The sequence below is a fragment of the Sodaliphilus sp. genome, from assembly GCF_045598405.1.
Lineage (GTDB): Bacteria > Bacteroidota > Bacteroidia > Bacteroidales > Muribaculaceae > Sodaliphilus > Sodaliphilus limicaballi.
The window spans coordinates 1-18,935 of sequence record NZ_JAZLLZ010000046.1 but is presented as its reverse complement, the minus strand read 5'-3'; the positions used below and the strand labels follow the sequence as shown (position 1 = coordinate 18,935).

The following is an 18,935-nucleotide window of genomic DNA, read 5'->3' as shown; positions in this document are numbered from 1 at the left end:
TTGTCCGGCAGGACAATACCTGAATAACCCCCACCGCCGAACGAAGTGGCGGTGGGGGAAGAAATGCAACATGCACCGCGTCCAGCAGGACGCTAATCGGAGCAAATAGGTGAAGCTCAAATGGTTTCACATGCTAAAGTTGAGTTAGTTCGTGTCTGGGTAGAGGCGCTGCGCTTGAAATACACTGAAAACAAGCTGAAAATATAAAAATATTGTTTTTCGGCGAAGCGGTGTTTTTAGTCCCTTGCTACAAAAATAAATGCTGATTTTCAACTACTTATCGTTTTGTTTTTATAGAAGGCACAGAGATACCCGGTTACTTCCTGTATTTGTATTTCACGCCCAGGTTGTGCATGATGAAGGTCTGGATGTCGGTATATTCCTCGATGACCTTGCTCATGGGCTTGCCGTGGCCGTGGCCGGCATTGGTGTCCACGCGTATTATCTTCACCGCATCGCCCGTGTTGCTGGCTTGCAGCTGCGCTGTGTATTTGAACGAGTGGGCAGGCACCACGCGGTCGTCGTGGTCGCCGCTAGTGACGAGGATGGGAGGATACTTGGTGCCGTCGTTCTTGATGGTGTGCAGCGGAGAGTAGGCTTTGAGGTACTCAAACATCTCCTTCGAGTCGTCGCTGCGGCCGTAGTCGTGAGCCCAGTTCCAGCCGATGGTGAAGCCGTGGTAACGCAGCATGTCCATCACGCCCACTTGAGGCACTGCCGCGCCATAGAGGTCGGGACGCTGGTTCACTACGGCACCCACGAGCAGGCCGCCGTTGCTGGCCCCGTTGATAGCTATTTTGCCCTTGCAGGTGAAATTCTCCTTTATGAGCCACTCGGCAGCTGCGATGAAGTCGTCAAAGACGTTCTGCTTCTGCATCTTTGTGCCTGCCTCGTGCCATTTCTCGCCATACTCGCCGCCGCCTCGCAGATTGGTGTAGGCATACACGCCGCCCGCATCAAGCATCGCAAACGGGGTGCGGGTGTAGCTGTAGGCTGGGTTCATGCTGGCGTTGAAACCACCGTAGCCATAAACCAGAGCCGGACGCTTGCCGTCGCGCTTGAGCCCCTTCTTGTAGATGAGGAACATGGGCACCTGGGTGCCGTCCTTTGAGGCGAAGAACACCTGCTCGGTCACATAGTCGTCGCGCTTGATGGGCACGGCAGGCGAGAACACGTTGCTCGACTCGCCGGTGGCAAGGTCATAGCGGTAAACGGCTGTGGGATATACAAAGCTGGTGAAGCTGTAGAACACCTCGCTGTCCTTCTTCTTGCAGGAGATGCCCACCGATCCAAACGTGGGCAGGGGGAGCGCCTTCTCTATCTTGCCCTGCGCATCCACCACGTAGGGGTGGCTAGAGGCGTCGCGGTCATAGGTCACGATGAACTTGCCGCCTGCCAGCTGCGCGTCGGCAAGCACCCATTCGCGCTCGGCGATGAAGTCCTTGCGGCTCTCGGGGCGCAGGTTGTCGATGTCGTAGGACACCACCTTCCAGCACGGAGCGCCAGCATTGCTCTTCACATAGAGCTTGCCGTGGTCCACGCCGATGGGCTCGTTGTACAGGCCGTCGGTCGCTGCCAGTCGCACGTAGTGCGGATTCACGTCCTTGAGGTCCTTGACCAGCAACCCGTTGCCCTCGCCGCCTGTCTCAAGGATGCACACAAAGCGCTCGTCGATCACGGCTGCCTGGTAGAAGAGCAGAGGCTCGGTCATGCTGCGGTATTCCACATAGTCCTGTTCCTGCGGCGTGCCCAGCTTGTGGTAGCACACCTTGTGGAACTCGTTCTTCTGGCTCTTGGCGTTCTCGGGCGCGTCATAGCAGCTGTAGAAGAAACCGTCGCCCAGCCACTGGGCATCGGTAAACTTGGCCCACACTATGTGGTCGTCGAGCAGCGTGCCTGTGGTGAGGTCGATGACATAGATTTCGTTCCAGTCGCTGCCGTTACGGGTTATCACATATGCCATGTAGCGGCCGTCGTCGCTGAAGTTGGTCTGTTGCAGAGCCACGGTGCCGTCCTCCGAGAGGGTGTTAGGGTCGAGCACCACGCGAGGCTCGCCGTCCATCGTGTCCTTGACGTAGAGCACGCTCTGATTCTGCAAGCCGTTGTTCTTGAAGAAGTAGTACTTGCCCTTCACCTTGAAGGGAGTGCCCATTTTCTCATAATTGGCCAGTTCGGTGATGCGTTTCTTCACGTCGGCGCGTCCGGGCAGGTGCGACAAGTAGTCGTGGCTTATCTTGTTCTGCTGCTTTACCCACTGTGCTGTTTCCTCGCTGTTGTCGTCCTCGAGCCAGCGGTAAGGGTCGGGCACCTCGGTGCCGAAGTAGGTGTCAACAGTATCGACGCGGCGGGCGTCGGGATAATCGATAGTGCGGGCCTGGGCCATCGAAGCCCCGGCAATAAGAGTAGTGCACATGATAAAGTTCTTCATAATCATTAAAAATTTTATTTATTTCCCGCCACAAAATTACTCAATTTATTGCGAAGTGCAATATGAAAAAAAGGACATTTCTTTCTAGAGCATAAAAAAACACAGCACCGCTCCCAGGGAGCAGCACTGTGTGATAATTATGTCTTAATCGTCGTGCGATTAGTCAACCTGGTAGTGCGAGTAGTCGGTCTTGCGCATGTCGCCGGTTGCAGCGAGGGCGCTGTGGAACGACAGTGCCAGGTTGGGGTTCATGAGCACGTGGCCGCCCTTTGAGAGCTTGAGGTACTCGCGCAGGAGAGGACGATAAGTGGGATGAGCCACTTTCTCGATGATCTCGTGAGCGCACTGGATGGGATCCTTGCCGCGCAGGTCGGCTACGCCCTGGTCGGTAACGATGATGTCAACCGAGTGGAGGGTGTGGTCGATGTGGGTACACATGGGAACCACGGTGCTGATGCAGTCGTCCTTCTTGATAGAGGGGCACAGGAAGATTGAGGTATAGGCGTTGCGGGTGAAGTCGCCCGAGCCGCCGATACCGTTCATCAGGCGGGTACCGCTCACGTGTGAAGAGTTGACGTTACCGAAGATATCTACCTCGATAGCGGTGTTCATTGAAACAACGCCCAGGCGACGGATAATCTCGGGGTGGTTGCTTATCTCGGCAGGACGCATGAGCACCTTGTCGTGCAGGTCCTTGATGTTGTCGAAGAAGTCCATCATTGTGTCGCGTGACAGAGTGAGCGAGCAAGTGCTGACGAACTGGCAACGTCCGCTCTTGAGCAGCTTGACGAAGGTGTCCTGCATCACCTCGGTGTAAACCTGGAATGCGGGAATCTCGGTGCTAGCCTCGAGGCCTTCGAGCACTGCGTTGGCGATGTTGCCCACACCGCTCTGGATGGGGAGGAACTCCTTGGGCATGCGGCCCACCTTGATCTCGTTGGCGAGGAACGCACACACGTTCTCACCGATCTTGCGGGTGGTGTCGTCGAGGGGAGTGAAACCGCCAGGCATACCCAGGGGCATGCTGGTCTTGACCACAGCAACGACCTTCTTGGGGTCAACATGAGCTGTGGGTGAGCCGGCGCGGTCGCTGGGCTTGTAGATGGGGATCTCGCGGCGGCAGGGAGGATCCAGGGGCACGTAGATGTCGTGCAGACCGTGGATTGACTCGGGAATCTGGTCGTTGATCTCGATGATGACCTTCTCGGCAAGCTGCAGCCATGTGGGGCTGTTGCCCACTGCGGTACCCAGCACGATCTCACCGTCGTCGGTGATGCTCTGTGCCTCAACGATGGCAACGTCCATCTTGCCATACATGCCGTAGCGCACTTCCTGTGCCATCTCGCTCAAGTGACGGTCGCTGTAGTGTACCTCACCGGCGTTGATGCGGTTGCGCACCTCGGCGAGTGACTGATAGGGAGCACGGAAGTTGAGTGCATGGGCGCGTGACAGTTCACCATCGGTGTAGTCGTTGGTAGATGCGCCACTGAACAAGTTGATTTTGAACTCGCGGCCAGCCTCGTGCTCTGCACGTGCGCGGGCAGCTACTGCTGCGGGAACAACCTTGGGGTTACCGGGGATTGTGAAGCCTGATACACCCACATTGTCGCCATTTTTTACAAACTCGGCAGCCTCGGCAGCCGACATGATAGGATAAATCATTACGTTATAAAGTTTTTATTTTTTTGTAGTTGCGGTTTAATTAGCGATGCAAAGTTACAACTTTTTTGCGACAACGCAAACGCAAAACTGGTTGTTGTGTTTCTTTCTTCGGGGAAAATGAGTAATTTTGCAGTTGAAAACCATCCCACAAACAAAAGATGACCCTTCAGCAACTCAAATATGTGGTGGCGGTGAACCGATACCGCAACTATGCCCGCGCCGCTGAGGCCTGCTCGGTGACCCAACCCACGTTGAGCGCTATGCTCATGAAACTGGAAACGGAACTTGATGTGCGCATCTTTGAGCGTACCAGAAAAAGCGTCGTGCCCACTGCGGCGGGCGAGAAAATCATAAAACTGGCCGAGAAGACTCTGGCCGATGCCGACCGCATCCATGGCGTGATCGACGAGGAGAGAGGTGTCGTGGCGGGCGAGCTGAAACTGTCGATAGGTCCCACGATTGCCCCCTACATTATGCCTGACTTTATCTCTGCCTACACGCATGAATACCCCGACGTGCAACTGATGGTCAAGGACATGAAGGTGTCGAGCCTCATCAATGCTCTGCTCGACGGCAGCATCGATGCCGGCATCGGCCTGTCGGGACACACGCGCAAGGGCATCAAGGAGATTCCGCTTTACGTCGAGCCCATTGAAGTATATACGGTGAAGCGCGACGACGTGAGGAATGACTTCTTGTGGGTGATGAAGGAAGCGTTGAGCCTGCGTGAGAACACCTATGTCAACTATGTGGGAGACGCTAGGGTTCACCACAGTTACGAGGCCACAAGCGTGGAGCAGCTCGTCCGCATGGTTGACCTTGTGGGAGGGTCCACGGTGATACCGCACATGCACCTGCGCTACCTCTCCGAGGCCCAGCGTAGAAATGTCGTGGAAATAGACGCTGCCCAGAAGTCCTACCGCACGATTTCGCTATATCTGAAAAACGTGAGCGGCAAGCAGCTTCTCATTGATAGCATGCTTGCCGTGCTCCGTAAAATCATCCCCGCGTCGCTGGTGGTTGGGTAGTGACGCAATCAAGTGAATCAATAACTAGACGGAATGGGTTCGTTGCCTGTTGCCGTCTTCTTTTTGGGCGGTGGAGGCACGCTTCCCTTGCTGCGTGAAGGGGGAGGGGGCACAGCGCCGGTTTTCTCGGCGACCTCGGGTTTTGCCTCTGTTGCGGGTTCCTCGGTTTTCACCACAGGTTTTTCGGCCTCGGGTTCGGCGACAGTCTCGCCAGCAGGCGGCGCGTACTCGGTGTAGGCGCTAGACACGTCGGCAGGATTGTAATAGCTGTTGCTAGTGGCGGCAGCGTCATCTTGCCCGTTGGCAGTGGTCTCTGTGCTGTCTTGTGCGGTTGCCTTGTCCTGATTGTTGAGGTTGGTGGCCTTGCTGCTGGGGGGCGCGATGCTGTCTTGCTGCTCGATGTCGTCGTCGGGTGCAGTGTAAGGCCAGAAACTGAAGTGAGGCTCGGTGAAGTGCACGGCAGTAGCAGCAACAAAGTAGAGTGCCACGACCGCCACGATGCCTATCACCGCCTTGACGGCAGTGCTGCGACCCTGGGGGACTTCTTGGTCTTCTTCTTGCTCTTCCTCCGGTTCTTCCTCCGGTTCTGGTTCTTCTAGAGATTCTATATTTTCTAGATTTTCTAGCGGTTCTAGCGGTTCTGGTTCTTCTTGAGATTCTATATTTTCTAGCGGTTCTAGAATTTCCGGGTTCTCGGGGACTGGTTCTGGTTCATGCTCGGGCTCGGGTTGCTGCACGGGTTCTTCGGCGTTGAGAAGTGCCTCGACTTCGTCGGGTGTGTGGCCGGCATCGCTGAAGATAAATCGTTTGAGCTCACGGGCGTGGCGGGCGGTGACTACACCGTCCTTCTCCATCTGTCTCACTCGGTTAAGCAAGTCTTGTCTTATCTCGTCCATGTGTGGGATGTCTTTTGTGTTTGTTAGGCAAAAGTACATCAATTATGCAACACTAGCAAGAAAATGATGTAATTTTCTTTAAGGAGGGTTCTGTGAGGAGCCCGCTTTACTTGACTTCTTCGATGGAATGAATGCCGTCGCGGTTGATTGCCACGCGGAATCGTTGCAGCGTGGTGTTTCCGTCGTAGGCAAGTTGCAGCACGATGTTGACGTAGTAGAGTTTGTCGCACATCACCTTGCCCACGGTTCCGTCGTTGCGCATCACCTGCCTCATCACGCGCGGGTTGTCGGCCTTTTTGAGGAAGGTGTTGACGTTGAAGCGTATGATGTCGTTGATGCCGGCGGTCTCATAGGCGTTGGTGCCGTTGAGCTTGTCGCGGTTGATGTGCACAGCCATGCGGTAGAGCAGGATATTCTCGTCGCTCACGCGGTTCTCGGCTTCAATTAGTCGCTGCGTGTAGCGCACCCGCTTCACTTCCTGCGGCAGCTTATTGCTCGAAATGAAGTCCATGCCTTCCTTGATAGAACCTATCTTCTCGTCCTTGATGAGGATGTCGGCCTTGTTGTCGAAGAACTTGCTGCCTATGCGGTGGGCAAAGTAGTAGCGCGAGAGTTCCTTGATGCGGTCCTTGATCATGTAGCTGATAACAAGCACCACGAAGAATGGCAGGGTGAAGTTGCCAAAGAGCTGCTGGAAGTGGAAGCTCACCACCGTGGCAAACATCATAGCCAGGCCGGCGGCGATGCCCAGGTAGAGCTGCTCGACAAACTTGCCGTCTTTTCTCTTGGGCACGTCGAGGAAGAGGTCGCTATCCACATATTTTTTGAGCACGCTGTGACGGAACACCACGTTGCGATTCCCCTTGGGGTCGTCCTCTTTGAGGTTGGCGTAGTGTCGGCTGTCGCGATAGCGGTTCTCGGCCGTGATGCACTGTTGCAGCGGTGCAACGCTCATGCCCTTGTTGTGCATGTGGGCCAGCAATGCGGTGCAGTAATATTGCATCATGTTGCTCAGGTACTCGTCGCCATAGCGGTAGTAGCTCATCATCTCGTCGGTGATGGTGGGCTGGCTGATGACCAGGCGCAATTCGCGGTATTGCCGCAGCACTGTGGTGTAGTCCTTCACATAGTTCTGGCACAACTGGCTGGTCTCCTCGGGGTGCCCGTTGTGGTGCATGATGTAGTTGCATGCGTCGCGTGCAGCGCTGTGGGTGATGGCGGCAAACATCTTGATCTGGTACTCATACTCGCGAGTAGCAGTGCGTGTGGGAGCCGATGCCAGCGCGCTGAATGCGTCGCGCAGCTTGCACAAGGGAATGGCGTCGCCGTTCACGATGTCGTGAAGCAGGAACTTGGGGGTGATGAGGCGCACATTGCTCTTGATGTCCTGGTAGAACTGGCTCTTGGGGTAGGTTTCCTTGTTGATGTCGAGGCTATTAGGCACAAAGAACCACATGTAGGCCGAAAAATCGTTGTTTTTCAGTTTGCGGCGAGTGACAAAACTCGTCTTGAACTCAATAGAGTAGTTGTCGTGAATCTTTGTGTTAACCTCAATCATTTTTAATTAAAAGTTTAAGAGTTTAAGGGTTTAAAAGGGACTTCGAGAAATCGATATTTCGAAAATTCTTTTTAATCTCTAATCTCTAATCTCTAATCTCTAATCTCTAATCCCCATTAAAACCCTGGTGTGATGCCTTGCCAGTGGAGTCCTGTTGCGCCCCACAGCAGCACGAGTGCCCACGAAATGAGCATCATGGCAAAGCCGAACTTGAACGAATCTACCATGCTGTAATGGTTGGTGTTGTAGAGTAGTGCGGCGGGCTTGCTGTTGAACGGCAGCACATACACGTGCTCGATGAGCATTGCCATGGGCAGTGCAATAGACATGGGGGGCAGCTGGTAACGCTGCTCCACGCCCAGGGCAATGGGAACAAACACCATCACGCGCACGTTCTTGCTCTGGAACACCAGTGCCGAGAACATCATGATGCCGGTGAAGAGGGTGTAGAGCACCCAGTAGGGGGTGTCGGTGCCCAGGCCCATGCCGTCGAGGGCAGCGTTGACCATAGTGTTGGGCAGGTCGGTGGCGCTGAGGCCGCTACCCAGGGTGTAGGCTCCAGCCGAGAACAGCATGAGGTGCCAGGGTATATCTACATCGTTCCATTTCACCACGCCCACGCCGGGAAGAAGCGCGAGAATGGCTCCGATGAGTGCAACGATGGTTTCGTCAATTTCATGGAAAGTGCCCTTGGTGACCCACAGGAAGAGCACGAGCACAAAGATAGACACTGCTTTCCACTCCTCGAAGCTCATGCGGCCCAGAGCGTGAAGCTCGTCTTTCAGGCGGTCGAGTCCGCCTTCGATTTGGGGTACCTGCTCCTCCTTCTTCATGGGGAAGAACACATACATGCCCATGAGCACGCCTATTATCAGGATGAGCAGGCTCACGGGGGTGATTGCCATGAGCCAGTCGGCATAGCCGAAGCTCATGTCGGTGTAGGCGCCAGTGGCACCCACGATGAGAGAGATGGCGAGCAGGTTGGCGCCCGAACCGGTGAGGAACGAGCTAGCGCCTAGATTCACCTGGAAGAGGTTTTGGAGCACAAGGTTGCGGCCAAAGTTGTTGCGGTTGCCCTGCGATGCGCCGTAGATGGCACACACTACCATGAAGATGGGCAGCATGATGGTTGCCTTGACGGTGGTAGCGCTGATGAAGAGCGACAAGATGATGTTGATGATAAGGAAACTCCAGAGCACGCCCTTGGCACTCTTGCCAAACTTGATGACAAAGCCCAGTGCAAGTCGCTTGGCAAAGCGGGTCTTGACTAGCATGCTGGCAAGCACAAACGACAGGATGTTCAGCCACATCACGTTGTGACCCAGCTGGGCCAGAGCTGTCTTCTGGCTGGTAACCCCGAACACCACCACTGCGCACACGATGATGAGCGAGGTGATGTAGTTGGGGATGGCCTCGGTAATCCACAAGATGATGCCTGCTGCAAAGATGCCCAGCATGGCGTGGTTGGCAGTGATGAAGGCATCATTGCCGCCGTCGCCCATTTCCTTGAGGCGTTTCAGTGCCGACTCGCCGAGGGTGGCAAAGTCGAGATTGTCGATAAAGCCGATGGGCAGAAAATAAATCAGCACAAATGCCAGTATGGCAAGAGGACCACCTAGCCGGGCTAGCCACTTCTCAAACGAAGATTTCTCCATTTTGGGCAGTTTCTCGGCGCGGTAGTTGTTCATATCTAGCGGGTCAAAAGCCCCTTGTGCTATCCTGCTGGTTTCCTTTAAGTCAGACATAATATAGATTGGTTTTAAAGTGGGCTACAATCCTGTTGTAGCCCACAAAGAAAAATGCGTATGCAAAAAAATAGTTTACTTCCAGTTCTTATAAGGATTCTTCATGAGCATAGAGTTGAAGTACTTAGCGTCGCCAGTAACTTCCTCACCCAGCCAAGCGGGCTTGTCAAATGCCTCGTTCTCGTCGCTGAGCTCAACCTCGGCTACTGTGAGACCCTCGTTGTCGCCGTAGAACTCATCTACCTCAAAGGTGTGCTCACCAGCCTTTACCAGGAAGCGGGTCTTGTCGATAACGCCGGGCTCGGCGAGTTCGAGCAGTGAACGCACTTCCTCAACGGGGATTTCCTTCTCCCACTCAAAGCGAGACGCGCCGCTGGCGTTGCCTATGCCCTTGATGGTGATGAAACCCTTGTCGCCCTTAACACGCACACGCACTGTGCGCTCGGGTACTGAGCTAAGATAACCCTGGGTGATGCGAGTTTCCTTGAAAGCCTCGGCCTTGAAGTCACCCTTTACGAGAAACTTTCTTTCAATTTCTTGTGCCATGATAAATTTTGATTTAGTTAAGTGTGAAAATTAGTTAGCAAGTTCCTTGTCGCTCATGCCGATTACGCGCTTGATAGCCTGCAGGTAGTTGATGTTCTCAACGCCCTCAAGACCCACGTCGGCGAGAGTCTTCTTGATGTCTTCGATCTCGGTTGACTCGCTATTGATGGTAACCACCTTAGCACCGTTGATGAGCACGTTGCCCACCTCGCAGATGGTGTCGTTCACCATGTAGCCGAAGCGCTGCTTGTGCACGCGCACTGCTGCCAGGTCGGGGCAAGCCTTAACCATGGCGATGAACTCGTCGTAGGTGTACTCGTCCTTGTCAAGGGCGGGCATCTCTACCATGAATGCGGGGAAAACTTCCTTCTCAAGAACCTCCTTGCTGATAGGGAATGTACCCTTCATGAGGGGATTCCACTGCTCCAGGCCGTCAACAGTCTGAACATAAGTCTTGATGTCCATCTTGCCGTCGCGTATCTTGGTGTTGTTGATGTCGTTAGTGCGTGAGATGATGTAAATCTCGTCGCTCTCGCGCTCCCACACCTTCTCGGGTACGGGAACCGACAGGCGTGCCATGCGCTTGTGTGCATCGCAGAAGCACTGACCGAAACTACGGAACTCAAAGCGAGGCTTAGAAATCTCGCCAATCTTCATTTCTTCTTTAGCCATGATATAAATCTGTTTATAGATAAATTATATTATTTGGATTGCACCTTGCCTCGTGATAATGAGACAAGGCGCAACCTGTTTTTTTTAGAGCATGGGGAGGAGCTCGGTACCGTCAACGTTCTTAGCGCCGGGGCTCTTAGTATCCTGATAATACCACTTGCCATCGGCGTTGCGGCCCATTGAACCCTTGAAATCTACAGAGTTTGAAGTGTTGAAGTCATCGATAACCTTACCGTCGGGGTCGCAGATAGTGATGCGAACAGCCTTCTTACCTGAGAGACCGCTGTTGAAGATGTAAGCGGGATCGATATCGGCAGTGCCAGTTGTCCACAGCACGAGGTATTCACCTTTCTTGATAGTCATGCTGCCAACCCAAGTTTCGCCATCGAAAGTCTCGCCCACAGCATCCTTATACATCTTAACACCAGTGAGGTCGATGTCCTTGTCGCTGCCGTTGTACAGCTCGATGAACTTGTCGCTACCGTTGAGCTCGTTGAGTACGAGACCTTTGTAGCTAACCTTCTCCTTGCCAGCAACGAACTTAGCCTTAGCCGACTCGCTTTCCTTGCCAGCAACTGTCTTAGCAACTACATAGAAAGTAACCTCAGTGCCATCGGCCTGTGCGGGAATAGCACCTACATAGTTCTTGCCGCTAAGAGTCATGGGAACATCCTTGAATGTCTTGCCGTCGGTAGCATACTTAAGAGTTACACTCTCAACGTCAACGAGAGCCGATACCTTAGCCTCAACTACAGTTTCTTTACCCTTGAGGTAACCATCGTCGGTGCTGGGGGCAGCTACGCTTGCGTAGGGATAGGGTTCGTCCTTTACACAAGAATTTAATGAAAGAACAGCGATTGCAAGTAATACAATTGATAATATCTTTTTCATAATATATTTCTATTGTTTTATATTTTTATAATGTGGAAATCTCGTTTATGCTCTTGATTAGAAAGCGATCTGAGCACGGAACTCAAGCTGCTGGTAGTCAACACCAGCTTTGCCCTTAGCGTCAACAACCTTGGTATAGTCCTTGGTGGGCTTGCCATCAGCGTCATAACCCACGAGGAGCTTACCCTTGCCGTTAGCATAGCGGTCGTTGTTTACGAGACCGTAGTTCATAACGAGCTTCACGTTCTTGTGAGGATAGAAGTTGAGGCCAAACTGCCACATGCTAGATGCACCACCGTAGTAGTCCTTAGAGTTGAGGTCGATTGTCTGGTAGCGAACTGCGAACTCGAGGTCACCCCACTTCTTGCCCGGAGTGATGCGAGTGAACTTAGCGCCACCTGCGTCGTAGTTCTGCTTACCACCGAAGAGGAGGTAAGAAGCCTCACCATACCAACCGTCGAACCACTGTGTGTCCTTGTCGTTAACTGTGCGGTCGAGATAAGCACCGCGAGCGATGTAAGCACCTTCGAAACGGAGACCCTTGTAGAGACCAGCAACCTCGGCTGTGTAAGCAACCTCGTGATCTACGCCAGTGATTACGTCGGTGTCAACATATTTCTTGCGGTTGATTGATGTGGTGTTGCGAGTGCTGTAGCGCACGCAACGGTAGCCTTCCTCGGCAGTTGTCTTGGGCATGCGGTAAGAGAATGCGCCACCCACGTGCAGCATGAGGTCACCCTTGCCTCCGAAGGGGCGAAGAACGAGCTTGCCAGTGTAAGAAAGACCTTCGCTCTGACCAGCCTTGTTAGCATCCTCCGAGAGTGTCTGGAGTGTTTCGCCCTCAACTTCGGGACCAAATACGCCAAATGCACCCCATACGTAGGGATTCTCATAAGTGGCATTGATACCAAGGTGACGTGAAGGAGCCAGGTAAGTAACCATAGGACGTTCCATGAACATTAGGTAACGTGAAGTACTGTTACGGTTCATAGAGAAGTTCTCCTTGAAGTTACCGGCCTTGATTTCTAGACCCTTAACACCTGTGAAAGCTACGATCGCGTCCTTGAGCTCAAATGTACCGCGAGTGAAGTCGGCATCAATCTCACCATACCAGCTCTTACCGAGCTGAGCCTTTACAGCAAAGCGTGTGCGGCGCAGTGTGGCACCGTTACCAATGTGGTCAGCATTAAGCTTACCGTCGATCTTCTCGTCCTTAGTCCATTCGGGACCACCGAAGTAGAATCCTGCATCAACCTGTACACGGGTGTCAAACCACATCTTGAAACCATGATTCTTGTTCTGGAATACCATAACACCATCCTGGAATGATGCTTGAGCGGGAAGTGACTCTACCTTCTGACCATACTGATTGTACTCAACGGCCTCGTTCTCTTCGTTCTGTGCAGTTGCGCTCAGGGCAAGAGCTGCAGCAGAAAGTAATAAGATACTTTTTTTCATTGTCGTTAAATTAATTAAGTATTATTGAATTTTTTAAGTAATTTGTTTTTTTTGGTAATTAACAGCACAAAGATATATTATATTTTCTATTTGCCAAAATAATTTTGATTGATTTTATCTATTAAAAAAGGAGCCAAGAGTGTGCAAATTGTAATTTATGTGATTTATCATGCCGAAAATATTGCGAGTAACCTAAAAATTGCAGCTTAACAAGTAGCCCATGGCAAGGGCTGCGGCAAGCATAAGAAGGTAGAACGCATATCCCCACAGCAAGACACGGCGGTGAAGGTTACTGTAAATAAGCGCGATAACATAAACTGCCAGTGCCAGATACATGGGTTGGAAGGGCAAGATGTACCGGCTCACTCCGCCTGCACTGATGTAGGCGATGGCCATGGTGCACACCACGGGCCACCATGCCACCATGCCCACACTCAGTTTCTTGCGCCACGACACCAGCAGGTAATAGACGATGCTAAAGCCTCCGCACAAGTACCATCCCACCCTGATGCGGGGAAATATGGATTGCCATGTGCAATCTTCGGCACGCCACGGGAACGGGATGATGTACTGGATGCCACAGTTAAAAGGCAGGAAAAGGAGTTTTTTCCACACGGGCAGGTAGAAATATCCGTCCTCCCACCCCATATAGATGGAATGGACGTTGTCGTCCGACACGCCAAACGACTGTGTCATTGCTGCGCCTCCCACCACGTTATCAACCTGTTGCGACACATTGTAGGTGGTGGAGCATGCCATGCCCAGCAGCCAGGTGGCGCCAGTGATGCCCACCAGCATTGCCAGCGCGGGCTTGCGGTCGCGCCAGCGGGTGAGGGCAAGCAGCACAATGCCGAAGGCGGCAAAGTTGATATACTTGGCCCTGACTAGCGCGAGGATAAAACATGCCCCGGCATAGAGGGCTATACCCATGGCTGTGCGCCGGCGGGTGTCTTCGTCTTGCAAGATGAGCAGGCCCAGCATTATCATGGTCATGGACACATAGATGAGTGCTTCTTTCAGGATTACAATGCCTTGCGACAGGAAAAATCCGTGCAGGCACATCAGCGAGATGGCCATCGTGGCAGCCGTGGCAGGCTTCATGCGGGTGCGTCCCTTGACCAGCCTGGCGGCAATGCCTCCGCTCATGGCGATGGCTGTGATTGTGAGCGACATGTTCATTGCCACAGGCCACACGATGCTCACGCCCAGAACTTTCCATAGCGCCAAGATGATGAGCGGGAAACCGAAAAATGTGGTGAGGGGTTCGGGGCAACGTCCGTCGTAGTGGTGCAGCGCCCACCTGTAATAGCTGCTTGGGTCGCTCTTGAGTGCGGGCATTTCGAGCGTGGCGCCGCTGCCGAGCGATACCGACCACATATAGTCGATGGCGCTTGCTGCCAGGATGAGCGACACAGCGCACAAAGCCACTGCGGAGCCCGGCGACCACCACGAGCATCGCCTTGCCACAGCGTAGGGCAGCGCAAAGGCAACAGCAAGCGACGTCACGATGCCAAGCCCATCGGCAAAGCCAAAGGCATTCACCGTGATAACAGCAACGACAATCGCAACAAGCGACAACCCTATGTAGCAATAACGGAACATAATTCTAAAAAAGAACCCCGAAAAATCGAAATATCGAAAAAATCCTTAATCCTTAATCTCTAATCTCTAATCTCTAATCTCTAATCTTTAATCTCTAATCTCTAATCTCTAATCTTTAATCTCTTATCACCCCCATTTCTTGAGGTGGTAGCGATAGGTATGGCCGTTGGTCGAAGGCAGCGTGAGCACGAGGTCCTTGCCGCTGTGCGACTCCACCTTGAAGCGGTTCACGGCGTCCTTGCTCATGTCGATGCCATAGAGGTGCACCCACACGAGTCGCTCGTCGGGGAAGGTGACGTTAATCTCGTTGCCGAGGTCTTCCCAGCGGCCCACGGTCTGCATCTCGGTGTGCAGTTCATCGGTGTAGCGCAGTTGGAACACCGTGCTCTGGAACTGGAAGAAGTTGTTGCCCATGTAACCGTCAATGGGACTGCCGTCCATATCGACCTGCTCCACGTGCCATGTGCCGAACCACAGGCCTATGTCGCCGTTGTTGTGTGTGCACGATGTCATTGCGAGCATCGATGCAACCATTATCACGAGTGTATAGATAGTCTTTTTCATCATTATTTCTTGCCTAAAGTGAAGTTTCCGCTATATTTTACCACGAGTTGTGCACCCACGTTGTTGCCAGTGAGAGTGCCGTGGTCCATTGCCAGGCGCAGGCTGGCTGAGAGCCCATTCAGTTTGCTGTCGTCGGGGGCATGCCACTGGCACTCGGCCATGAGCGAAGTGGCTGTGACCGGCTCGATGCGGGGCACAAACGGTGTTCCCCACGACTTGCGGTACGATGCCATGACGCGATATTGCCACAGACCCAAGCGGTCGATGTCACCGCGCACACCCACGTGGAAGCCGCGCATCATGTTGTCGGCAAAGCGGGTGTAGCCGTCAAGGTTGTAAATGGGGCTCTGTATCATGGGCGAACCGATGCTCATGCCCAGGTGGTGGTAGCCGTTGAAGGCATAGTTGTTGTAGTAGTCATCGGCACCGGTAGCCTTCTCGGTGAGAGGTGTGCCCTCGTGGTCGCTGGGAGCATAGTGGATGGGGCCGCTCTGGTTGGTAAAGTCAAAATACTCAACAACGATGCCCCTAAGGTGTGAGCCCCAGGCCAAATTGCAATACTCAATACCGTAGAGGCCGTCAAAGCCGTTGAGCTTGCCTATGCCCGAGCCGTCTTCCCAGGGCGACTGCCAGTAGAGGCGCACCTTGTTGTCGCGGTTAATGTTCACGTCAAGTGCCGCATCCCACGAGCCTAGGTGGTTGCCCTCGTAGTAGTTGTTGTCGCCCGCGCTGCCGCCACTGCTGGGGATAAGCGCCTTGAAGAACGCCTCGGCATTGGCCTTCTGCTTGATGGTCTCGGTCACCTTGCCGTTCTCGCGCACGACGCGTGTGCCGCCAAACTGGCAAGCCGCCTGCATACCCACGGTGAACGCAACGCGCTGGTCGGGCTTGGTGCGCAAGTACAGGTTCTTGTAGTTCATCCAGTAGCCAGTGGTGGTGAAGTGGTTAAACCGGTTGTCGTGGTTGTTGATCCAGTTCTTGTCCATTGCCTTGTAGTAGCCCACCTCGCCCTTGATTTGTAGCCATTTCTTGGTCAGGGGAATGTTCTGGAAATCAACGAACCCCGCTCTCAGCCCGGGCATGGGGCGTGAATTGCCGCTGCGGGTGAGGTCGCCGCTGCCGAGTTCGTTGCTCACGATTGCCGACTCGGGCGTGGGAGCCTGTCCCAGTGTGGCAAACACGCCGCGGTACTTGCCAGAGATATATGCGTGCTGCACCCAGGCGCGAGCCGGGTGCTGGGGATTGTTATATAGCAGCCCCAGGCCATCGACCCACGTTGCATAGTTGGCGGTTGAACTCCATCCTGCCACAAGGGTCATGCCAGCACCCCACGACAGGCGGTGGCTGGTGTCGAGATTGCGATACACTTTGCCAACAGCCAGAGTCGAGTTGGGCTGTGTGAACATGCCTTCTTGGTTGGCCATGATGTAATGCGGAGCCATGTCGCCGCTGCCAGCGTTGACTACTGCCCCCGCCTCGTAGTGTACCGACGTTGAGTCTTGCGCCACACCAGTGAGTGCAGCGGCAGCAAGCATGGTGATTATGAGAGATTTCTTCATATCTTATAGTTTCAGTTTATATGCTAAATAACGTTTGAGGTAATACAAGCTCGTCTTGAACGAGTCGATGTGGCGGCTCTTCTTGCCCTCGGCTATCTCGTTGATCTTGATGAAGATGCCTGTCTCCTCCACCTCGCCAAACTCGTGGTTGATGGCAGTGCCGAAGACCTTCATCGTGGGCGACAGCGCCATGTAGGCGTTGACCAGCGGCGGGATGTTGATGCCGTGCTTGCGAATGAAGGCGTTGAGCACCTTGTAGTCGGCCTTGAAATCATCGCCCTTGAAGAAACTGTCTCCTCCGGGGGCTACGCCGCTCAATGGCTCTATGGGAGTGACCAGGTGGTCGCGGTCGGGGAAATAAATGCGCAGGAACTCCAGCAGGCGGTCGCGGCACTCGCGGTCATAACTGGGATACATCGTCATCTTGCCGAAGAAATACTCAATCTCGGGGTGGATCACGCTCAGCGCACCCAGGCCGTCCCACAAGTTGTCGAGCGCATAGAGTGCCTTGTTGCCGGCACGCGTGCTCTGGTAGTCGAGGCTCACAAACGAGCGGCCCAGTTCGATGGTGCGGGGCAGGTATTCGTCGATAAACCGTTGTGAGAACTTAAACATGTGCGACATAGCAATGCGCAAGTCGCCACCCGCGTCGCGCACCATGTCGTTGCCCATGATGAAGCGGTAGCCCCCCACGATGTCACGCTTGTCGGGGTTCCACACCAGCAGTTGCTTGCAGGGAACCTCCATTGTGTCAAACTCGTCGATGTCGCACGCCTTCCCTGTGCCACCGCCGCCGGCACGGAACGCAATCTCGCGCAGGCGACCCAACTCGCGCATCGTGTGTGGCGCGCAGTGGGCATCCACCACATAGATGAGGTTGCCCGCCTTGTTGGTCTCGCGCAGCAAGCGCTCCTCGGTGAGCTCGGCCTCGATGAGGGCAGGGTTTACAGCATCAATAACGGTTTCATTCATAGTGCGGTGTTTTTTAAGTTATACACAATGTCGCGCAGGCGGGCAGCCTGGTCGAGCGGATGGGCAGTGTCGAGCGTGTCGCAGGCAATGGGCTTGCCCACGGTGATGTGCAGCGTTGCGCCGCGCTGCTTGAACATCTCGTCGGGCAGATACAGCATCTCGATGTTGAACTTGATGCCCAGGCGTTTGCGCCACTGCGCTAGGCGGTAGAAGAAGCGCGAGTTGTGCGCATCTACATGCACAGGCACGACATCCCGCTTGTCGCTCGCAGCGCGCATCACCACATGCTTGTTCCACCTGAGGTCGGCCACGGTGCCGTCGGGCATCAGACGCGAGCACAACCCCGCCGGGAACGTGAGCATCTGCTTGTCGCCGCGGTATTCGTCGTCGATGAGCTTTGCAGCCTCGCGCGACTGACGGCCGAACTTATTCACGGGCAGGAACACGTCGCCCAGGGGCTTCACCGCCATGAGCAAGTCATTGACCAGGAAACGTATGCGCCCGTCATAGCGCTTGCCCACGAGCGAGATGAGCGCAAGGCCGTCGAGACCGCCAAGCGGGTGGTTGGCCACAAAGACATAACGCTGGCCCGCATGCAGGTGCTCCATGCCAGTGGCATGCACCTTGATGTCCAGCTCATCGAGCACAAACTGCGCAAACTCCACGCCAGTCAGCCCATGGCTACGGCGCAGCATGTCATTAAACTCGTCCTGATGCACAGTGCGTTCAAGCCGCCTCACCACCCAGCCAGGGATGAGGCGGTAATAGCGTGCCGCACGATTGCGCAACACAGCGTCAACATCTATTTTCAGCACTTCGTCGCTCATTGTAACTTGCAAAGTTACAACTTTTTCACAAAGAATACAAATGAACGTAACTATTCAGCAATAGAACTCCCCGCGCGGATCTCACTGAACTCACTGATTTTTTCATTGAAAATATATATTTTGTGGATTTTTTAGACCTCAGGGAGGTCGTAACTTTGGTTAACCGCTGGTCGCAGACCTGCGGGCTGCCGGTGGGGGGTGAAGTATGACAAAACGCGCGGTTGAAGACCGCTACCTCGAAACGTGCAAGGTAGCGGTCTTCAACCGCAGTATAGTGTATCGCGTTTACCCTGCCCTGCCTTCGCTTGCGCTCAGTTAGGACAGGGTTATGTGCAGAACTGCGTTCTGCGTGTCGGCTTCCAGCCTCTCATTACAAAATCATGTGAGATCCGCGCGTGGAATCTGCAAAAAAAATCTATTGTAGTATAGTTACAACAGATTGCTCTGATTTAACTGAATAAGAAATTATTCTAATTATTTTAATTTCTTTCAGTAAAAACCAATCTCTATGGACTCAGTGGGAGATA

At 53.8% G+C, this 18,935-nt stretch carries 15 protein-coding genes; 1 reads left to right on the top strand and 14 read right to left on the bottom strand.

Annotated features, from left to right (window positions below; all coding sequences use genetic code 11):
* Positions 1-316 precede the first annotated feature (316 nt).
* The gene (locus ACKI3C_RS04240) at positions 317-2,431 is read right to left on the bottom strand and encodes a prolyl oligopeptidase family serine peptidase (RefSeq protein WP_407402379.1); all 2,115 of its coding nucleotides are present in this window, start codon (positions 2,429-2,431) and stop codon (positions 317-319) included.
* A gap of 156 nt (positions 2,432-2,587) precedes the next feature.
* On the bottom strand, positions 2,588-4,090 hold the full coding sequence (locus ACKI3C_RS04235; protein WP_407402377.1) for a succinate CoA transferase: 1,503 nt from the start codon (positions 4,088-4,090) through the stop codon (positions 2,588-2,590).
* 158 nt (positions 4,091-4,248) lie between these two features.
* Between ACKI3C_RS04235 and ACKI3C_RS04230 the strand changes: the two genes are divergently transcribed.
* On the top strand, positions 4,249-5,118 hold the full coding sequence (locus tag ACKI3C_RS04230; RefSeq protein ID WP_407402375.1) for a LysR family transcriptional regulator: 870 nt from the start codon (positions 4,249-4,251) through the stop codon (positions 5,116-5,118).
* A 17-nt stretch (positions 5,119-5,135) separates the two neighbouring features.
* Here the strand turns inward: ACKI3C_RS04230 and ACKI3C_RS04225 are convergent, their stop codons facing one another.
* From ACKI3C_RS04225 to ACKI3C_RS04170, 12 genes are all read right to left on the bottom strand, one after another.
* Complete coding sequence (locus ACKI3C_RS04225; protein WP_407402373.1) at positions 5,136-6,014, bottom strand: hypothetical protein; 879 nt, start codon at positions 6,012-6,014, stop codon at positions 5,136-5,138.
* A 106-nt stretch (positions 6,015-6,120) separates the two neighbouring features.
* Complete coding sequence (locus ACKI3C_RS04220) at positions 6,121-7,572, bottom strand: hypothetical protein (protein ID WP_407402371.1); 1,452 nt, start codon at positions 7,570-7,572, stop codon at positions 6,121-6,123.
* A gap of 116 nt (positions 7,573-7,688) precedes the next feature.
* Positions 7,689-9,317, bottom strand: a complete 1,629-nt coding sequence (locus ACKI3C_RS04215; protein ID WP_407402369.1) for an SLC13 family permease — start codon at positions 9,315-9,317, stop codon at positions 7,689-7,691.
* Positions 9,318-9,392: 75 nt separating this feature from the next.
* Entirely contained in the window at positions 9,393-9,863 is a 471-nt protein-coding gene (locus ACKI3C_RS04210; protein WP_407402367.1) for a CYTH domain-containing protein, read from the bottom strand.
* A gap of 30 nt (positions 9,864-9,893) precedes the next feature.
* Positions 9,894-10,535, bottom strand: coding sequence for a hypothetical protein (locus ACKI3C_RS04205; protein WP_407402365.1), 642 nt, complete (start codon positions 10,533-10,535; stop codon positions 9,894-9,896).
* Positions 10,536-10,619: 84 nt separating this feature from the next.
* Positions 10,620-11,426 (bottom strand): lamin tail domain-containing protein, encoded by an 807-nt coding sequence (locus ACKI3C_RS04200; protein ID WP_407402363.1) that lies wholly within the window; start codon positions 11,424-11,426, stop codon positions 10,620-10,622.
* A gap of 57 nt (positions 11,427-11,483) precedes the next feature.
* Positions 11,484-12,884: an OprO/OprP family phosphate-selective porin gene (locus ACKI3C_RS04195; RefSeq protein ID WP_407402361.1), complete on the bottom strand. Its 1,401-nt coding sequence runs from the start codon at positions 12,882-12,884 to the stop codon at positions 11,484-11,486.
* Between the two features lie 192 nt (positions 12,885-13,076).
* Positions 13,077-14,486, bottom strand: coding sequence for a hypothetical protein (locus ACKI3C_RS04190; RefSeq protein WP_407402359.1), 1,410 nt, complete (start codon positions 14,484-14,486; stop codon positions 13,077-13,079).
* A 126-nt stretch (positions 14,487-14,612) separates the two neighbouring features.
* On the bottom strand, positions 14,613-15,053 hold the full coding sequence (locus tag ACKI3C_RS04185; protein WP_407402357.1) for a lipocalin-like domain-containing protein: 441 nt from the start codon (positions 15,051-15,053) through the stop codon (positions 14,613-14,615).
* Positions 15,053-16,609 carry a hypothetical protein gene (locus ACKI3C_RS04180; RefSeq protein WP_407402355.1) on the bottom strand — a complete coding sequence of 519 codons (1,557 nt, stop codon included), beginning with the start codon at positions 16,607-16,609 and terminating at the stop codon, positions 15,053-15,055. Before ACKI3C_RS04180 ends, ACKI3C_RS04185 begins: the two co-directional genes overlap by 1 nt.
* Before the next feature lie 3 nt (positions 16,610-16,612).
* Positions 16,613-17,581, bottom strand: coding sequence for a GNAT family N-acetyltransferase (locus ACKI3C_RS04175; protein WP_407402353.1), 969 nt, complete (start codon positions 17,579-17,581; stop codon positions 16,613-16,615).
* A complete protein-coding gene (locus ACKI3C_RS04170; RefSeq protein WP_407402351.1) occupies positions 17,578-18,408 on the bottom strand; it encodes a 1-acyl-sn-glycerol-3-phosphate acyltransferase in 831 nt (276 codons plus the stop codon). Before ACKI3C_RS04170 ends, ACKI3C_RS04175 begins: the two co-directional genes overlap by 4 nt.
* Between the last annotated feature and the right edge of the window lie 527 nt (positions 18,409-18,935).